The following is a 17,782-nucleotide window of genomic DNA, read 5'->3' as shown; positions in this document are numbered from 1 at the left end:
CCAGCCGCCACCGCGAAATCGTTCTGGCTGCCGGTCGCGGAGCGATCCGGCGCGGGTGATCCGGAGATGATGCGGCGCGGATCGTGAGTTTCGCTCAGGCCGGCGGGCGCCGATCCGCGACCGCCGGCGGTCGTGCGGGACTCAGCGGCCGTTCCAGACCGGGGTGCGCTTCTCGGTGAACGCGCGCACACCTTCGGCCGCGTCCTCGGAGAACAGTGCCGTGGAGGCGATATCGTACTGGTTGGCGAAGGCGTCGGCGGTGGTCCAGTCGGATGTCTCGTCGACGATGCGTTTGCTGCCCGCCAGGCTGAGCGGTGCGTTGGCGGCGATGCGTTCGGCCAATTCGAGAGCCGCCGTGAGAGCTCCGCCCGGTTCGGCGAGGACATTGATCAAGCCGAGTTCGGCCAGCCGGGTCGCCTGCATGGGGTCGCCGGTGAGCGCCAGTTGCATGGCGATATTGCGCGGCAGGCGCTCCCGCAGACGCATGACGCCGCCGGCGGCGGCGATCAGGCCGCGTTTGGGCTCCGGTATGCCGAATTGCGAATCACTCGCCGCGACAATCAGATCCGCGGCCAAGGCCAGTTCACAGCCGCCCGCGAGGGCCGGGCCTTCGACGGCGGCGATCAATGGTTTGCGGGGCGGTCTACCGGCGAGCCCCAGGGCGCCGCGGTTCTCGGTGAGCGGGGCTTCTCCCCGGGCCATCGCCTTCAGATCCATGCCGGAGCTGAAGTAGCCGCCTGCGCCGGTGAGGACGGCGACGCGGGCGTTCGGATCGGCTTCGAACGCATCACATGCCTTTTCGAGTCCGAGGGCCATGGCGTGATCGACCGCGTTGCGGACCTCGGGGCGGTTCATCGTGATGATCATGATCGGTCCGCGGCGTTCCACCAGCACGGGCGGCGGTGGGGGCGCGGGCAACTGGTGGCGTTGTGTGCCGTCGAACGCGATATCGCCATCTTGGACCGTTACGGACAGTCCCAGCGCGTCGCCGTCGCGCAGTTCGGCGACGAGGTCGGAACGATTGCTGCGCAGGAGAACTCGCGCACCGTCGGGGGTGATCAGGCTGACGATGGCGGCCTCCGGCTCGCCGTCACGGCCGTAGGGCAGCGTGTAGGCCTCGACCACCGCCGGACCCTGGTACTCGGTCCGGACCGGACGGGCGGGCGGATTGTCGACGACCGGCCGCAGATGGGCGTAGGGCCGCTGCGGCGGTGTGGCGGAATAGATGCCCAGCGCGTGCTTGGTGACATACCAGCCGAGCGACGTGCTCAGGCCGAAGGCATCGGGATCGTCGCGCAACTGCTGAACCATGGTGGCGATCGCGTGGGTGCCGTAATTGTTGCCCGGCCCGCCGCCGAAGGTCAGTCCGCCCGTCACCGAGAGCGAACGGCCGGGATCGTCTGTCGCGATACCGAGTTCACGGGCCGCGATCTGGACCGCCACCGGGAAGCACGAGTACAGATCCGCGGGACCGATCTGATCGATGGTCACGCCGGCGTGCTCCAGCGCTGCCGCGCCGACGGCCCGAATCGCCGGGGAGGCAGCCAGTTCCGCGCGTTCGGAGACGAACCATTCGTCGTGCGCGCTGGCTCCGGCGTGTACGAAAACCCACTTGTCCTGTGGGATTCCGGCCTCCTCGGCAGCGGCGGCGCTGCACAGCACCAGTCCGGCGGCCATATCCACCTGCAGATTGGCGCACAGCAGTTTGGTGTACGGGGCCGACACGGTCCGGTTCTCCGTGGTCGGCGTGGTCAACTCCGGCGCGCTGAACCGCTGTGGCAGCCAGGCATTCGGATTGTCCGCGCCCACCGCCGAAAGCCGCGACCACAGCTCACCGATCGCCTGTAGATGCTCCTTCGGATCGCGGCCGAGCCGATGCCGGTTGGCCGACTCCATGAGCGCGTACATATAGATGGGCGCACCCAGCCCGACTGCCGTTTCGGCGGCGTTGTTGGCCTCCTTGTCGATCCCGGCGATACGAGTCGGCTCCACCTCGGACCCCTGCTCCGGCCACGCCACCTCGGTCCCCGCGCGCTGCGCCGCGGCCATGGTGGCGCCCGCCTCCGCACCGGTCACCAGCACGATCTCGTAGGTGCCGTCGGAGATGGCCTGCGCCGCTTCATTGACCAGCAATTGGCCACCATCGCCACCGTAGGTCGAGGACTGCACGGTGTCGGCGCCGGCGGCGCCGACCGACCGCGCCACCAGGGCGCCCAGGTCTCGGTACTGCCAGGAGGCGCTGGCGACCGCGAATACCGCGTCGGCGGCCGACAGCAGCGACTGTCCCACCCCGGTGTCCTGCGCGGCCTGCCGCAGCGCCCGCACCGCCAGCGCCGCCGGGTCCTCGGCGGTGTTCGGATGATGCTGAACCAGCTGTCCAGCGCCGACCAAGACCGGCGTATTGGGCGCGATCGTGCGACCGGATGCCTTGTGCAACACCGGCTTCCGTACGGATTTCGCGCCGGTGAAAGGGCCCGCCGCAGCGATCCGGTCCGGCACTCGGTCCAGCGATCCCCGCAATGCCTCCGACAGGCTTCGCACCAGCGACGCACCCAACGGGCCTTCGACGGGTTGTCCCGACAGTCCGGCGTCGAAGTAGGCGGTCGCGCCGTTGGCATCGGCATGCACCGTCAGCCAGAATCCGAGGGTCAGCCCCATCGGCCCGGTGCCGCGCAGTACCAGCGTGGTCTCGTCCACCGCGATCACGGTCCAGGCGACGTCGGCGGGGATGCCCATGAACTTCACCTGCTGAGCGAACTCCGCTCCGGGGTACGCACCGCTGGGTGCGTCGCCACGGAAGGCCGCGTGCATGGTCAGCCATTCGGCGAAGCGGCCCGGATCGGTGAGATAGGCCGCGACCTCGGCCACCGGACGGTCGAGATGCTTGCTCGCATGGGCTCGTTTGTCGAATTCCGCGATCCCATCCGGCGGGGTGTATGCGTCGGAGACCACCGGGGCGTCGGCCGGCGTGGCGGGCTTGCCCAGCACTCCCCCGACTACGTCGCGCAGAATCGCCGGATCGCTTTTCACGGCGTCGGCGAGGGCCCGCACCGCGCGCACTCGAGCACGCGCCTGCCGCACCACCTTGGGAAGTCGACCCACGTCAGCCACAACCTTACCTTTCCATTGGCGGAACTATTATTTGCGAGATAGTTCCGTGGAACTATTAGACGGATAGTGGTTCCGCATGTCAAGATGGCCCTGTGACCAGACCCGGTGCGCCGCTGTCCAGCCTGCTCAGCCGTGCGATGACCCTGCTTCCGCAGTCGGCGCCCAGCGACGATGCAACGGACGCGCGGGTCCTCGACGCCGCGCTGCGGGTCCTGGCGCGCCGCGGAACCCGCGAGGCGACCATGGACGACATCGCGGCCGAGGCGGGAGTCGGCCGCACGACTCTGTTCCGCCGCTACACCGGCAAGGACCAGCTGTTCGAACGGGCGCTGGCACGCGATATCGGCCGCATACTGGCTGTCCTCGCCGACCGGTTCACCGAAGTCACCGATCCCACCGAACAGGTGGTGCTCGGCTTCCTCACCGGGCTGAGGCTGGGCGACCACATCTTGTTCCGCGATGCCGACCCGCTCCGCCGAGCCGAACTCATCCAGGCCCTCGGACAGGGCGACCCGTCACCGATCACATTGGCCTTCAACGCGATTCGCGCGAACATCAGCAAAGCCCAAGCCGACGGCAAGATTCCGGCCCGCGACCCCGACGCCCAGGCCGACGCTCTGGTGCACCTGATAATCGGCTACCTGGCCACACCCCACCATGCCATCGATCTGGCCGACCCCGCGGCGGCCGAACGCGTCGCCCGCGCCGCCGTCGCGCCGATCCTGACCGGAACCATCGACTGATCGACACCCGTCCGGGACCGTCCCGCGACGACATCCGAATACACCGCCCACCCTTCGCCTCACCGCGTATCCCGCGGTGGCGTTACCCCTACGCCCGAAAGCGCTACTCGCGCATCCGATCCCGCACATCTGGAGGAGTGATCATGACTGTCGCTTATACCGACCCCTACCGCACGCCGGAACGTGTAGCGCTACGAGAGGCGGTGGGCGAATTCGTCCGCCGCGAGATCGCACCGAATCTCGACCGTTGGGAACGCGAGGGCGCCCTGCCCCGCGAATTGCACCGCACCGCGGCGAAATCCGGGCTGTACGGCATCGGCACGCCCGAGGCGTACGGCGGCGACGGCGGGGATCTCGTCGATATGACCATCGCCACCGAGGCTTTCATCGAGGCCGGCGGTTCGTCGGGCTGCCATTCGGCCCTGTTCACACACGGGATCGCGCTACCGCACATCGTCTCCAGCGGCGACTCCACCCTGATCGACCGGTACGTGCGCCCCACCCTCGCCGGTGACCTGATCGGCTCGCTCGGGGTGACCGAGCCGGAGGCGGGCTCCGACGTCGGATCGCTGCGCACCACCGCGGTGCCCGACGGCGACCACTACGTCGTCAACGGCGCGAAGCTGTTCATCACCTCCGGCACCCGCGCGGATTTCGTGACCACCGCGGTGCGCACCGGCGGACCGGGCGCGGGCGGCATCAGCTTGCTCGTGATAGACACGGACACACCGGGTTTCAGCGTGTCGAGGAAGCTGGAGAAGATGGGCTGGCTGTGCTCGGACACCGCCGAGCTGACCTTCACCGACTGCCGGGTACCCGCCGCCAATCTGGTCGGCGCCGAGAACAGCGGATTCGCGCTCCTCGGCGCGGCTTTCGTCACCGAGCGGGTCAACATCGCGGTGCACGCGTACGCGATCGCGCAGCGCTGCCTGGAGCTGACCCTCGAACACGTCCGGCTGCGTGAGAGTTTCGGCAAGCCGCTGATCGCCCGGCAGGTGGTGCGGCACAAGCTGGTCGAGATGCGCCGGCACATCGAACTGGCCCGCACCTACACGCGCCAGGTCGCCTTGCGCGCCACGGCCGGCGAATTCGTCGTCGGAGAAGCCTGCATGGCGAAGAACTCCGCCGTCGCGGCCGTCAAACACGTCGTCGACGAAGCGGTCCAGTTGCACGGCGGCATGGGGTATATGCGGGAGTCGGAGGTGGAGCGCCACTACCGCGACGCACGCATCCTCGGCATCGGCGGCGGCGCCAGCGAAGTGATGACGGATCTGGCGGCCAAGCTCTTCGGCTACGACAGCTGAGCCGGAGGTTCGACCAGCCGGCATCTCACCGCGACCGGTCGACCGGTCGCGGTGAGATGGTGGGGCGCCGCTGCCTGTCGCGGCCCGAACACGCTCGCGAAGCCGACCCGGCGGCTCCCCCGATCAGTTCATTTCCTGTAGCACCCGGCGCAGGACCTTGCCGGTGGCGTTGCGTGGCAGTTCGTCCATGACGACCACATCGCGAGGAACCTTGTAGCGGGCCAAATTCCGCTTCACGTACGCCTGGATCTCCGGGGCGCTCACGGTGGCGCCGGGCGCTGGAACGATGTAGGCGCGCAGGCGTTTTCCGAACTCGTCGTCGGCCACGCCGATGACCGCCACCTCGTCGATGTCGGGCCGTGCCGCGAGCAGGTTCTCGATCTCCAGCGGGTAGACGTTCTCACCGCCGGACACGATCATGTCGTCGTCGCGGCCGTCGATGTGCAGCAGCCCGTGGTCGTCGATCCGGCCCATATCGCCGGTGGACATGTAGCCGTCGATGAACTGTTTGTGGCGGCCGTCGGTGTAACCCTCGAACGGCGCACCACTGCGCACGAACACCCGACCGGAGACGTTCCGGGCGGTCACCTTGCGACCCTCGTCGTCGAACAACGCGATCTTGCTCGTCACCGGCGGGCGACCGACCGTGCCCGGGGCGAGGCGCAATTCGTGCGGCTGCGCCACCGTCGCCACCGCGACCTCGGTCGAACCGTAGAGGTTGTACAGAACGTCGCCGAAGGTGTCCTGTACACGAGTCGCCAACTCCGGCGATAACGCCGAGCCCGCCACGGCAATGGTTTTCAGCGAGGACAGGTCGTAGCGGCCGATGATCTCCGGGCCCAGCGCCACCAGGCGGTGCAGCATGGTCGGCACCGCGACCAACATCTCGGCACGGTGTTCGCGCACCGCGCGCAGCGTGGCCTCGGCATCGAAACGGCGCAACAGCACGGTCTTGTTGCCCAGGGCGGTGGCCACGGTCCACGTCCCGAACCCGGTCGAATGGAAGATCGGGGACACGATCACCACGCAGCCCTTGCGCGGGAACGGAATACGGTCCGCGATCATCGCACTCGCCAGCGGTGTCACCTTGGTGCGCGGTGCCCCCTTGGGCAGACCCGTGGTGCCGCTGGTGAGGATGATGAAACCACCCGGCCGCGCCGGCGCCGGTGGCATCCGGTGGTCGCCGCCGTTGATCAGCTCATCCACGGTGCGCGCGCCCGCAGGTACCGCGTGCCCTTCGTCCACCCAGGTGAGAATGCGCGGCAGCGTCGGCGGCAGCGCGTCGAGCAGGTCATCGAACTCGCTGTCGTGCAACATGGCTCGCACATTCTCCCGGGCGGCCACCTCGGCGAACTGCGGCTTGGCGAATCCGGTGTTCATCATGGCCAGCCGCAGTCCGGCACGCCCGGCCGCGCTGATCGCGAGCACCAGGCCGCGGTGGTCGCGCGCCAGGACACCGACCACCGAACCGGCCGTAAGGCCCTGCGCCAGTAGGGCATTGGCGAGCGCATTGGACTGCTCGTCGAGTTCGCCGTAGGTCAGCACACCGCGCTCGTCGGCGATAGCGGGCCGGTGCGGATGGTGGCGGGCCCCCGCCATGATCAGCGCCGCCGGTGGGCCGTAGATCCGGTTCTCCCGGGCCATGCGCGCCACGCGATCCAGGCGCGTCAGATCGATCACGCCGCGCTGGTGCAGCCGGACTACGGCTCGCAGCGTCTCGGCCGCATCACCGAGCCCGGTCGCCAGACTGTCGAGGTTCCGTGCCATGAATGAATTTCTCATTGCGACAAGACGTTTGGTCGGGATCACCACCCGCGCTCCCGACTCGGCCGAGGCCGCCACGGTTGCTCGTCGGATGCCCCTCGCACCGCCGGTAACCGCCACCCGCATGCCGTGGAGACGCATACCCATACCCACTCCTCGCTGTCTCGCATATCACGAGGCTAGGAAGCGAATCCCCACTGTTCCATGATGTAACCGGCCAAGATTTGTTCTTTCCGGCCATTCTGTCCGACGATGGGCCCATGGCGGTCCATCTGAACATGCCGCGGTCCAGCACCAGTGCCGCGATCCTGGTTCAACTCGGTCTCACACACGGCCTGACCATCGCGCAATGCCTCGGCGGCTCGGGCATCACCCTGTCCGTCCTGGACGACGCGAACGGCGAGGTCCGTGCCGCACAGGAATTGCGGGTCGTCCAGAACCTGGTCACATGGCTGGGGCACATTCCCGGCCTCGGTCTGTCCGCAGGCCAGCGATATCACCTGGCCGCACACGGCATCTGGGCGTTCGCGGTGATGACGAGCGGAACCGTGCGCGAGGCGCTGCGTATCGGCATCGAGCATATGGACATCGCGTATTCCTTCGCCCGGTGGCGCGTCCAGGAAACCGCCACCGGCGCGACGGTGACTCTGGACTACTCGGCGGCACCGTCCGAGCTGCGGCAATTCTTGCTCGAACGCGACCTGGCCGAACTCATCACCCTCGATCGCGAACTGCTCGGCGCGGCGGTGCCACCGACGACGGTCGAACTCGCCTGCCCCGCACCGGCCTACGCCGCGCGGTTCACCGAACTGCTCGGTGTCACCCCCCTCTTCGACGCGCCGGTCACCCGGCTCATCCTCGCGCGGGAAATCTTGGAACTTCCCATGCCCCAGGCGAATCCACACGTCGCAGCGCTCGCCGAACAGCAGGCCGCCGACATCATGCAACGCCGGCGCCGGCGCGACGGCACCGCGGCCCGCGTCCGCGCCGGCCTCCTGGCCCGCGGCGTCACCGCCGCGCAGGAGGACATCGCCGCCGACCTTCGCATGAGTGTGCGCACTCTACGCCGACGCCTCGACGCCGAAGGTACCTCCTACCGTGGCCTGGTGGCCGAGACCCGCCACCTCCTCGCCGAGGAACTTCTCACCCTCGGCACCACTGTCGACGAAGTAGCCCGCCGGCTGGGCTACGCCGACGCGTCCGCCTTCACTCACGCCTTCACCCGTTGGACCGGCACTACACCGGGCCGCTTCGCCCGCTCCCTCCGGTGAACCCGGGTCGGCCGTTCGGCCGTGAGCTTCGCCTCCGCTCGCCCGGGTCCGGCGCGGCGGTACGGCCCGCCGCATCGCCGGATGCTCAGGCGGGGATCACGGGTACGGCAGTAGAGTCGCCCCACGCCGATCGAGCGACACCGTCATCAGCGCGATCTCCTGCTGCTGCTCGTTGATCATCGATACCGCGCGAGCCCGCACGGCGGGGACGGTGGTGGAATGGGCGGCGGCCGCGGCCATGTCGATGCCGCCCTGGTGATGTCTGATCATCAGTTGCAGGAACAGCACCTCACGCTCGGCACCCTTCGCGTTGTACAGCCGGGTCAACTCCGCGTCCGAGGCCATCCCGGGCATCCCGGCCATCCCCCCGCGATCGTGGGAGTGCGCATTGGCGGGCACCGGCTGCTGCAAGGGTGCACCGGCCAGTTCCAACCAGCCGGTCAGGGCCCCGATCTCCCGCCACTGGGCGGTTGTGATCTGTGCGGCCACCGCGGCGACATCGGGCGCCACCGCCGAGCCCAGCATCTCCACCATCCTGACCGCCTGCTGGTGATGTACCGACATCTGCTGGGCGAAGGCGATATCGGAGTCCGCCAGCACGATCGCCGTCCCGTGCGGTTCCGGACCGGCAGCGCGACCGAACCATCCGACCAGTACCCCGGCCGCAACACACAGCAGCGCTGTCACGGCCGCCGCCACCGGTACGCGCCACGACCGGCCTGCACCCGCGTCGCTCATCGCGGCGGATATACGGACGGATCCAGCCGCAAGGACATGAAACCGTTGTCCATACACGACACGTACAGCAGGTCGCCGTGGAATTCCGGTGGCGACAGGCACCAGTCGGCGGACAGGTCACTGCCCACGAGCCGGCTCTGATCGTTGACGACCCCGTCGACTCCGGTCTGCCCCTGTATCACCGCACGGGCCAGCGCCAGCGTGCCGATCAGCGGCGGGCCGAGGATCGAGCCGATCGTGGCATGCAACGAGTTCGGCAACTGGAGATTCTTACCGGTCTGCGCGGGCGGATTGAAGTAGGCGATCTCCCGGAAATGTTCCGGGTCGCGAACGTCGAAGACCCGAATACCGGATTGAATCCAGCCGCAGGCCAGGGCGCGCGGATTATCGGGCCGGTCCACCGAGCAGTAGTGCGCGTCGTAGCCGAACAACCCGTTACCCGAACTACTGGAGGCCCAACGGTTCTGATGCTCGGGGAGGTTGATCGCCAGTTTGATGCTGTTGCGCCATTTCGGCCGCGCCGGTTCGCTGACATCCATCAGTTTCACGCCACCCGAACCGCCCTCGTCGACGGTGAAGATATAGGGCCGGCCGGCGTAGGTGACGTAAATGCTGTGCTGGTTGATCTGGCCGTCGGTCCAGAATTTGTGCCCGATATGAGGCACCGGCTGCGACACCACGGTGCGCGGCGCACGATTTTGCACCGCGGAGACGTCGAGCACGGTCAGCCCGCCCAGGTTCGCCAGGAACATGGTGTTTCCATCCGGGGTGAAACCCATTCCGTGGGCTTCGATTCCAGTCAGCCCGCCCCACACCACCATCGGGTTCGCGGGATCGGTGATATCGACCGCGCTGATCCACCCCGGCGCGATGCCGGAGGCCCAGTAGGTATTGCCGTCCGGGGAGAAGTCCCCCTCATGTGTAGTGATCGCAACCGGCATGTGCGGCATCGAGCCGGTAGTGGTGTTCAGCAGCCGGGGATGTGCGCAGTCCTGGGAGATGTCGTATATCGAGATGAAACCCGCGCCCTCGATCAGCCCGACGCCGGTGCCGACGAGCAGGCCCCTGGCCTTGTTCACCTTCAGTGACTCCCAGGTACCGCCGACCATGGCCGGCTCGGACAGCACCGTCGTCGGGACCGGGTGGGCCGGATCGCTGACATCGACGACATGGACCCCGGCCTCGGGGCCGAGCAGGTTCGTCGGGAAGGTCGATGCGATATAGGCGCAGTGCTCGTAGGAGGGGCTTACCGGGCCCGCACCGAGACCCTGATACTGCCCGACCAGATCGAGATTGCAGTTGTAACCGGCCCTGCTGCGCCCGGACTTGCGATCGGCGAGCGGAACCTCACCCTGGATGCCGGTTTCGACCCGGTCTCCGGAACGGCACGACGCCGGGTCCACCGCGGTCGGCCAGACGCCGGTGAACTCGTCGAATCCCGGGGGCGGCGCCGCGGTGCCGACGGCCGAGCCGATCATCAGGACGGCCACCGCCGTCAGCGCGCCCCCCGTCCGCACGGCCATCCGACTGCCCCGCCAACGTGATTCGCGGGGCCAGGACCCGCGCCATCGGCGTGGCCGGCGGATATCGACACCATTGTCCGGGCCACTGGTCATTGCTTTCCTCTTCTCTTCCTCGATCGCCGCGGGCCGTCGCCTCCGATCCGAAACCGGACGGCCGCGACCGGGACCGGCTATACCGCCTCGGCCACCGACAACGGCAGGATCCGCCGCAGCGCCGCTACGACTTCCTCGGGCGCCTCGAGCGGGGCACAATGTCCGGTCTCGAGTTCGACGAGTTCCACCAGCCGCGGCAATCGCTCCGCGATCCGGTGCGAGCGGTGGGCCGGTGTGATGCGGTCGTGTCGTCCGGCGATCACGAGGGTGGGTACGGTGAGGGCGGCGCCGTCCAGCGCGGTCACCATGCGCACCAGCATGGCGCCGTATCCACCGCGCCCCCGGCTGGATGTCGCAGCGACAATCCGGTCCAAGCCCAGGGATACCGGCCGTTGGGTCCGCTTGCCGACAGCCACCATGCGCAATAGGCTGTGCCGCAACGGAAGTCGGCGCGGCAACGGAATGCCGGCCAGCGGTAGGACGGTGCATGCCAGCCGCCGCCGGACGCCGAGAAAGCGCTCGGGACCACGCAGGAACCGGACGTTGTCGAGGATTTCGCCGGGAGTGGTGTTGATCAGTGCGGCCGCGGAGATCTTTGCGCTCACCTGATCGGGATACCTTGCCGCCCAGGCGAGAACGGCGATCCCGCCCATCGAGTGGCCGGCCACCACGACGCGTTCTTCGGGTCCGGTCGTGGCGTCCAGGACGGCAGCGAGGTCGTCACCGAGGTGGTCGAGCGTGTAGCGGTCCCGGCGGGGGGATTCGCTGCGCCCGTGACCGCGCTGATCGTAGGACACGACCCGGTACTCGCCGACAAGTTCGTCGATGATATTGCGCCAGAAGGGAATTGCGCACAGCACGCCGTGGGCGAGCACGAGCGTCGGCGCCTGCGCGGGACCGCGGATCTCGGTGTACAACCGGGTACCGTCGGCGCTGTCGACTGTCATGATTTCCGGAGCTGCTCCGGTGCGGGCGCTCATCGGCGGACGGCTTCGCGGTGCGCCCGGGTGATCGCGCGCCGCGCCTGCGGCACCAGGCGCGCGAAGTCCGGCAGCCGGGGCACCGTATTGCGCAGGATCACCGCGAAGGTGGTGAACAGCAGACGCCGGCCCCGGCCCCACGGCACACCCAGCAGTTCCCGCAGTTCGGGCGGCAGCAGACCGGCGGTGATCACGGCGTTCGTTCCGCCGGCGATCGGGCGCACCGTGTGGTTCCAGACGAATCCCCACCGCAACACCGGAAACGGCGGCGGTGTCGGGGAACTGAGCACGGCGAACACCCGGTCGGTCATATCGGAACGTTCGAGTTCGTTCCGCGCCATCTCGTCGAACCAGGCGCGGAACGACGCCCAATCCGGCGGCATGTCCTTCTCGCGCACACCGTAGAGGCGCCCGACCTGGCGCATTTCCTGGTAGAACCGCTCCGCCTCGCCGGGCTTCCAGCCCCGCCCCAAGATCTGCTGCAGCGTGACGACGCCGTGCACCAGGCTGGCGTGCACCCAGTGGAATGCCTCGGGGTTCAGCGCGCTGTAGCGACCGCCGCCAGGGAGTTCGCCGGTGAACTGCCGATGCAGGTCCCGCAGGCGTTGCGCGGTGGCCAGAGCCTCGGCACGGCCGTAGACAACGCCCATGATCATGTCGACAGTGCGTTCCGCGCGCCCGTACGGATCGGTTTCGAAGACCGAGTAGTCGCGCACCCCGGCCGCGACCACCGGATGAGCTACGTCGATGAGCAACCGGCGCGACGCGCCGAACACGAACGTCAAATCCCCGAACACCCGCCACGCCACCGAATCGGGCCCCAGCGGAGCACGCTCGGCCGGTCTCGAATCCACGGCTGCGGCGCCCGGAGTTCCGATCACGTCAGTCATGAGTCTATTACTAGCAGAATAGTCTCAATCAAGATACTCGTTACGCGACTCGCCCGGACGCTACGGACTCACGGGAACAACGACGACGCCGGGCCGATTTGCCATGCGCTCACCGGCGGTTCGGTGCGAGCATCTTCCGCAGCAGGGGGTCGAGCACCGCGTCGGGCAGCCGGTGCATCAGCACCCTGCGCAGGTCCGGTCGCACCGAGTAGCGTCGGCGCGGTTTCGCGGAAGTGGCTGCCTTCCATACGGTTTCGGCAAGAACCGCCGGGTCGTGGGCGCGCCGCTGCTCCTCGACGGCGAGGTCGCCGACCGTGCCGATCAAATCGGCGAAATCGGTCGAGTCGCGGCGCGCTCGATCGAAGGTCGCGCGGATTCCCGCGACCATGTTCGTCCGGAACGGCCCCGGCTGCACGGTGCTGACCGGCATACCCAGAAACATCAGCTCACGCCGGAGTGCGTCGGTGTATGCCTCGATGGCATGTTTGGTCATGGCGTAGGGCCCGTTGAGCATCAGGGCTTTCTGCCAGCCGGTTTCCGAACTGATGGTGATCACGCGCCCGCCGGCGCGCCGCAGAAGCGGGAACGCGGCTTTGACCACCCGATAGGTGCCCAGCACATTCACCTCGAAAATGCGGCGCATATCGTCGTCGCCGACCTCGACCAGGGGGCCGACGAACATCGTCCCCGCGAACGTCACCACCGCGTCCAACCCCTGCGGGGCATGCGCTTGCGCCGACTTCAGTGCAGCGGCAACCGATTCCGGATCGGTGACGTCGAGCTCGATCGACACGAGGCCGGCCGCGCCGGCGGGTGGGGTGAGATCGGCCGCGAGCACCCGCCAGCCGCGTTCGGCGAACAGCGTCGCGGTGGCACCACCCAAACCGCCCCCGGCGCCGGTGATCAGCACTGTCTTGCCGGTCATGAATACCCCTTTCGATTCCGGTGGCGGCCGGTTCGCAGACACCGCCGCCGAAATTAGAACAGGTTTCAATCAATGATTCAATCACTAGTGGCCGTCGCGATGAGTCTACTGCTCATTTAATAGTCTCGACTGCGATACTGACTTCGTGACTCGCCCCGGCGCCTCCTTGTCCAGTCTGTTCGGTCGTGCGGTGGAACGGGCGGCCACCGCGGAGACGAACGACGACGCTGACGCGCACATATTCGACGCGGCATTGACGGTGCTCGCCGAGCGGGGCACTCGCCTGGCGACGATGGACGATGTGGCGACGGCATCGGGGGTCAGCCGCGCCACCCTCTTCCGACGCTTCGGCGGTAAGGACGCCCTGTTCGAAACTGCACTCGCACACGAGCTGCGTCGGTTTCTGGATTCGATCGCGAATACGTTCCTCGTGGTCACCGACCCCACCGAACGCATCGCCGAGGCCTTCGTAGCCTGCGTGCAGCTGCGCGCCCGGGCCCTGCGACGCCGTTCGTCACCCGACTACGGCTGGGAACTACTGGCCATACTCGAACAGGGCGATCCCGCACTCCTCGAGATCGGACGCCGCTTCATCGCCGCCCACATCGTCGCAGGCCAGGCCGAAGGTGTTCTACCGCAGGGCAATTCCGATATGCAAGCCGAGGCCATCATCCGGCTCACACTGGGCTATCTGCTCGCTGGAAACCCCCGCTTCGATATCGATCAGCCCGACGTCGCACGCGAGGTCGCCCGCCGAACCATCGCACCGCTGGTCACCGGGGTGCTGTAACGCTGCTGCGACGACATGTCCGCACGATCATGCCCGGCAGCATCGCCGCGCCGGAAGAACCGCGCCCGGTTCACACACCGACCGCAAGCCCTCTTGATCCCTCCGCGGACGCGAGCTGCCCGGCCGCAGGCTGGGAAAGCCGGTGTGCGACACGTGCAAACGTGATCCGCGCGTGATGGCGCTGGCGCTGGTCCGCGATGCCGCCGCGGGCCGGGAAGACCTGATCGCGATCCGCGGTTACGAGCCGGTCCGCGAGCCCGGCCGTGGCGGCCAGGGCGTGGTTTACCTTGTCCGCCATACCGATTCGGGCGAGGCTCGGACGCTGGAGGTGCTACCGGCGCAGGTGGCCGTCGCTGCGAGTACTGCGACGGCGGGAGCGTGGAGCAGCGTCGATGCCGGGCCGGGCGCGTAGATGCTCACCGGACAGACGCCCCGGGAGTTCCCACGCGGCTCCGATCCGATCGCGGTCGTGTTCGAGCGCTACGTCGGCACAGGCGATATGTACATAGCAGACACCGATCAGCGGACCGCACGACCCGTGTCGGCAGTGCCGGCGGGGTGCGGCTCGACGGGGGCTCGGCCGACCAGATAGAGCGAGATGAGGGTGGGGAGCGGGAACATTCCGGTGACGAGGCCGGAGACGTCGAATCCGGCGGCAGCCAAGGCGTTGTTCGTTCGCCGGTTGGGGCGGCAACCATCGGCGAGCGCGTGCCACGGCGACTCGGCCAGATCCTGGAGACGGCCGAGCAGGGTGCCGTCGCCGGCGCGGATGTGCTCGAGCACGAGCAGTTCACCGTCCGGCCTCAGCACCCTGCGGAACTCAGCGAGAGCGGCAGCGACGTCGACGACGCTGCACAGCAGAAACGGTGACACCACGGTGTCGAAGGCGCAGTCGGCGAACGGCAGCGCTTCGGCGACGCCATCGATCAGCTCCAACTCGACGCCGAGTTTGCGCGCGCGGCGTGTGGCCACTCGCCGCATCACCGGGTTCGGCTCGACGGCGGTCACCGCGGTGACCGCCGTCGGTAGGTAGCGCAGATCGTGGCCGGGTCCCAGCCCGACGATCAGCAGATTGCCGCGCGCGGATGACAGCAGCCCGGCGCGCACCGGCCGAACCAGGAGTGGTTCGGCACCGCTCATCAGCATGCTGTACCAGACCGCGAAAAACGGACTCCGCATTACCACTCCTCCTCCCCGGGGGCATTCTGTCGGGTCCATTCACAGCATGCACCCGATCGCGGCAGTGCACGGGCATTGCCGGCGTCTCGGCGCGGCTACGAGAAGCATCCGTTGTCCTCACCGCCGGGTCCGCGGCGCTAGGATTCCCGAGCTGTGACAACCCCCAGAGCCCGGACCGGGTGCCGCCAAACTCGTTTCCAACCGCCGACCGGGTCCACCGAACTGCTGCTGATCCGTCACGGCGAGTCCGCACCTGCTTACCCAGACGAACCGTTTCCCCTGGTGAACGGCCAGGGAGACCCCGAACTCGCCCCAGCGGGACGACAGCAGGCCGAACGTGTGGCCGAACGGCTCCGCGCGGAACGCATCGACGCCGTCTATGTCACCACTTTGCGGCGAACAGCGCAGACGGCTGCGCCACTCACCGCCCGCCTCGGGCTCACCGCGCGCGTGGAACCGGACCTGCGAGAGGTGCATCTCGGTAGCTGGGAGGGCGGACTGCTGCGCAAAATGATGGCCGAACGCGATCCGGTCGCACAACAGATGCAGGCAGAGGAGCGCTGGGACGTCATCCCCGGCGCCGAGCCGGCCGAAGAATTCGCCACCCGGGTCCGTAAGGCGGTCCAACGACTCGCCGGCGAGCATCCCGACCGACGCCTGGCCGTGTTCACCCATGGCGGCGTCATCGGCCAGGTGATGGCGCTGGCCAGCGGCTCCCGCTCGTTCGCTTTCCTGGGCGCGGACAACGGCTCGATCTCGCACATCGTGGTCACCGGCGAGTCGTGGATCGTGCGCTGCTTCAACGACACCGCCCACCTGGGGCCAGCATTCGGCCGGTCCGCCACGCCCCTCACCTGATGCGACACCGCCCGAGCGCCTGGTTCCCGGTCTGTTCTCACCGTCGACGTCGGATCGGCGTATCCACCGCGCGCCGAACCAGCGGTGGCTCTCGACTCCGAGCCGGAACCGCCGATTGCGCGGCGGTTCATCGCTGTGCCAGGGTTTCACCGTGGCAGGCGATTGTTTCTGCGGCTGTGGGAGCAGGATCCCGTTCGGCCGCCGTTCGGCCGCGAACGTGATCGGACGCGAGATCACCGAACACCTGGCCGCGTTGCGGCAGGCCGGCCGCGGAACGCTGCCGGGTTCGGTGAATCGTGGCGACCTGGCGGACCTCCTTGCCGACGGTGAAGCCGCACTCACCCAGGTGCGCGCACGAGCTCATAACGAGCTCACCCGTGAACTGCTCGATCGCAGGGCTACCCAGAGGTTTCTGGTCGCGGCCCGGAAAATGCGCAACACACTTGCCCGACCCGCGGACCCACCGCGGTCGCGGAAACACGTGCCCGGACGGTTGCTGCGCGCCACCGGCACAGTCCTGGAAGTCGCCGAAACCGGGTGGACGATCAACGACAACCCGCGGATCCGAATCCGTATCCGCCTCGAGCCGCCCGGCGAGGACACCTACGATATCGAGAGCAAGCTGCTGGTGTCGCGGTTGGCCATCCCGCGGCGCGGCGACCGCGTCGAGGTCGAGTACGACTCGCACGACCCGAACCGCTTCACCTTCGAACTCGCCGCCGCGACAACGGGATTGGCCGACCAGCTGGCGAACCTTGCCCAGTTGCGCCGGGACGGCTCACTCACCGACGCCGAGTTCCAGCGCGCCAAAGACCGTCTACTCGACGATGGCGGTCCGGGCACGCTGCCCAGCTGACCGGATCGCTGGACTCGCATGTGACATTCGCGCTCCCGATCGACGCCGCGACATCGATTCGGCAGTCACCGCACCGCACCGAGAACGGCTGCGGCACTTGCCCATACGACCATCGTCATCGTGATGGCAGTATCCGATTCGAGAAATCCGGCACTCTCGGACGGCGTGGGAGCGGCGACCGAGCCGCACTCGGCTCCTGTCGCCGCGCACCTACGCCGGGGAGACGCTGCGCAGGTCTCAGTTACAGGAACCGGTGGCGGCCTTACGGATACCCGCCACGGCATCGGTCTGCTGCTGCTTGGTCAGCGCGCTCCAGCCGGGACCGCTCTTGAACTGCGAGATGATCTTCTCCGGATCCTTGGCCGTGGCAGGCACGCTGGAGTCGGAGAAGATCGGCTGCATCGCCTGGCACTCCTTCTGGTAGATCGCCGAGGAGGTGTCGGCGCCACCGCTGTCCGACTGTGCTGCAGCGTTTTTCGAGGAACCGCTACATCCCGCGAGAAGAACGGCCGATGCCAGAACCGCAAGCGGCAGACCGGCGCGCTTGGCCAGCGATGTCATATATGGAAATCCAATCTCGCACCGGGAGCGGCGAATCCCCTCCCGTCCGCGAAACCGTACCGTACTCCCTTCCAAGAGAAGGAGGTACCGAATAACGCTGCGGCACAGCGGCGCGACAACGGGCTTCGGTCACGGTGAGACGGCACGCGGGCAGGGAGTGGGATTCCGGTCCTGCGGGGTTGTGATGAAAAAACTA

General features: G+C 67.9%; 16 protein-coding genes. 7 read left to right on the top strand and 9 right to left on the bottom strand.

The genetic code is table 11. From position 1 onward, the window contains the following. Positions 1–141: 141 nt before the first annotated feature. A complete protein-coding gene (locus NV1_RS27795) occupies positions 142–3,111 on the bottom strand; it encodes a crotonase/enoyl-CoA hydratase family protein (protein ID WP_245713958.1) in 2,970 nt (989 codons plus the stop codon). A gap of 92 nt (positions 3,112–3,203) precedes the next feature. On the opposite strand from NV1_RS27795, the gene NV1_RS27790 reads away from it, so the two are divergent. Together NV1_RS27790 and NV1_RS27785 are read left to right on the top strand one after the other, a co-directional pair. Further along, complete coding sequence (locus NV1_RS27790) at positions 3,204–3,854, top strand: TetR/AcrR family transcriptional regulator (RefSeq protein WP_067897613.1); 651 nt, start codon at positions 3,204–3,206, stop codon at positions 3,852–3,854. A gap of 143 nt (positions 3,855–3,997) precedes the next feature. Further along, positions 3,998–5,158 (top strand): acyl-CoA dehydrogenase family protein, encoded by a 1,161-nt coding sequence (locus NV1_RS27785; protein WP_067897722.1) that lies wholly within the window; start codon positions 3,998–4,000, stop codon positions 5,156–5,158. Positions 5,159–5,281: 123 nt separating this feature from the next. Here NV1_RS27785 and NV1_RS27780 read toward each other — a convergent pair whose 3' ends face one another. After that, positions 5,282–6,925 (bottom strand): acyl-CoA synthetase, encoded by a 1,644-nt coding sequence (locus NV1_RS27780; protein WP_067897719.1) that lies wholly within the window; start codon positions 6,923–6,925, stop codon positions 5,282–5,284. A gap of 257 nt (positions 6,926–7,182) precedes the next feature. Between NV1_RS27780 and NV1_RS27775 the strand changes: the two genes are divergently transcribed. Beyond that, positions 7,183–8,193, top strand: coding sequence for an AraC family transcriptional regulator (locus NV1_RS27775; RefSeq protein WP_084525840.1), 1,011 nt, complete (start codon positions 7,183–7,185; stop codon positions 8,191–8,193). 96 nt (positions 8,194–8,289) lie between these two features. Here NV1_RS27775 and NV1_RS27770 read toward each other — a convergent pair whose 3' ends face one another. From NV1_RS27770 to NV1_RS27750, 5 genes are all read right to left on the bottom strand, one after another. Further along, positions 8,290–8,931, bottom strand: a complete 642-nt coding sequence (locus NV1_RS27770; RefSeq protein WP_067897610.1) for a DUF305 domain-containing protein — start codon at positions 8,929–8,931, stop codon at positions 8,290–8,292. Then, positions 8,928–10,454: an LVIVD repeat-containing protein gene (locus NV1_RS27765; protein ID WP_067897714.1), complete on the bottom strand. Its 1,527-nt coding sequence runs from the start codon at positions 10,452–10,454 to the stop codon at positions 8,928–8,930. The genes NV1_RS27770 and NV1_RS27765 overlap by 4 nt, the downstream gene beginning before the upstream one ends. A 170-nt stretch (positions 10,455–10,624) precedes the next feature. Beyond that, positions 10,625–11,494 carry an alpha/beta fold hydrolase gene (locus NV1_RS27760; RefSeq protein WP_169813419.1) on the bottom strand — a complete coding sequence of 290 codons (870 nt, stop codon included), beginning with the start codon at positions 11,492–11,494 and terminating at the stop codon, positions 10,625–10,627. Positions 11,495–11,523: 29 nt separating this feature from the next. Then, complete coding sequence (locus NV1_RS27755; RefSeq protein ID WP_067897604.1) at positions 11,524–12,417, bottom strand: oxygenase MpaB family protein; 894 nt, start codon at positions 12,415–12,417, stop codon at positions 11,524–11,526. Positions 12,418–12,526: 109 nt separating this feature from the next. Continuing rightward, positions 12,527–13,342 (bottom strand): SDR family NAD(P)-dependent oxidoreductase, encoded by an 816-nt coding sequence (locus tag NV1_RS27750; protein ID WP_067897602.1) that lies wholly within the window; start codon positions 13,340–13,342, stop codon positions 12,527–12,529. Positions 13,343–13,487: 145 nt separating this feature from the next. Between NV1_RS27750 and NV1_RS27745 the strand changes: the two genes are divergently transcribed. Next, positions 13,488–14,132: a TetR/AcrR family transcriptional regulator gene (locus tag NV1_RS27745; RefSeq protein ID WP_067897600.1), complete on the top strand. Its 645-nt coding sequence runs from the start codon at positions 13,488–13,490 to the stop codon at positions 14,130–14,132. A 142-nt stretch (positions 14,133–14,274) separates the two neighbouring features. Continuing rightward, the gene (locus NV1_RS27740; protein ID WP_157117410.1) at positions 14,275–14,544 is read left to right on the top strand and encodes a hypothetical protein; all 270 of its coding nucleotides are present in this window, start codon (positions 14,275–14,277) and stop codon (positions 14,542–14,544) included. 107 nt (positions 14,545–14,651) lie between these two features. Here the strand turns inward: NV1_RS27740 and NV1_RS27735 are convergent, their stop codons facing one another. Then, positions 14,652–15,311 (bottom strand): class I SAM-dependent methyltransferase, encoded by a 660-nt coding sequence (locus NV1_RS27735; RefSeq protein WP_169813418.1) that lies wholly within the window; start codon positions 15,309–15,311, stop codon positions 14,652–14,654. A gap of 153 nt (positions 15,312–15,464) precedes the next feature. On the opposite strand from NV1_RS27735, the gene NV1_RS27730 reads away from it, so the two are divergent. Both NV1_RS27730 and NV1_RS27725 read left to right on the top strand, forming a co-directional pair. Beyond that, positions 15,465–16,169 (top strand): histidine phosphatase family protein, encoded by a 705-nt coding sequence (locus NV1_RS27730; protein WP_067897595.1) that lies wholly within the window; start codon positions 15,465–15,467, stop codon positions 16,167–16,169. A 151-nt stretch (positions 16,170–16,320) separates the two neighbouring features. Then, complete coding sequence (locus NV1_RS27725; RefSeq protein ID WP_157117408.1) at positions 16,321–17,025, top strand: SHOCT domain-containing protein; 705 nt, start codon at positions 16,321–16,323, stop codon at positions 17,023–17,025. Between the two features lie 237 nt (positions 17,026–17,262). Here the strand turns inward: NV1_RS27725 and NV1_RS27720 are convergent, their stop codons facing one another. Further along, positions 17,263–17,586, bottom strand: coding sequence for a hypothetical protein (locus NV1_RS27720; RefSeq protein ID WP_067897589.1), 324 nt, complete (start codon positions 17,584–17,586; stop codon positions 17,263–17,265). Between the last annotated feature and the right edge of the window lie 196 nt (positions 17,587–17,782).

It is taken from the genome of Nocardia vaccinii NBRC 15922, from assembly GCF_001613305.1.
GTDB classification, from domain to species: domain Bacteria; phylum Actinomycetota; class Actinomycetes; order Mycobacteriales; family Mycobacteriaceae; genus Nocardia; species Nocardia vaccinii.
Note: the sequence above shows the minus strand (reverse complement) of the source record. Positions and strands in the feature narration are given on the sequence as shown.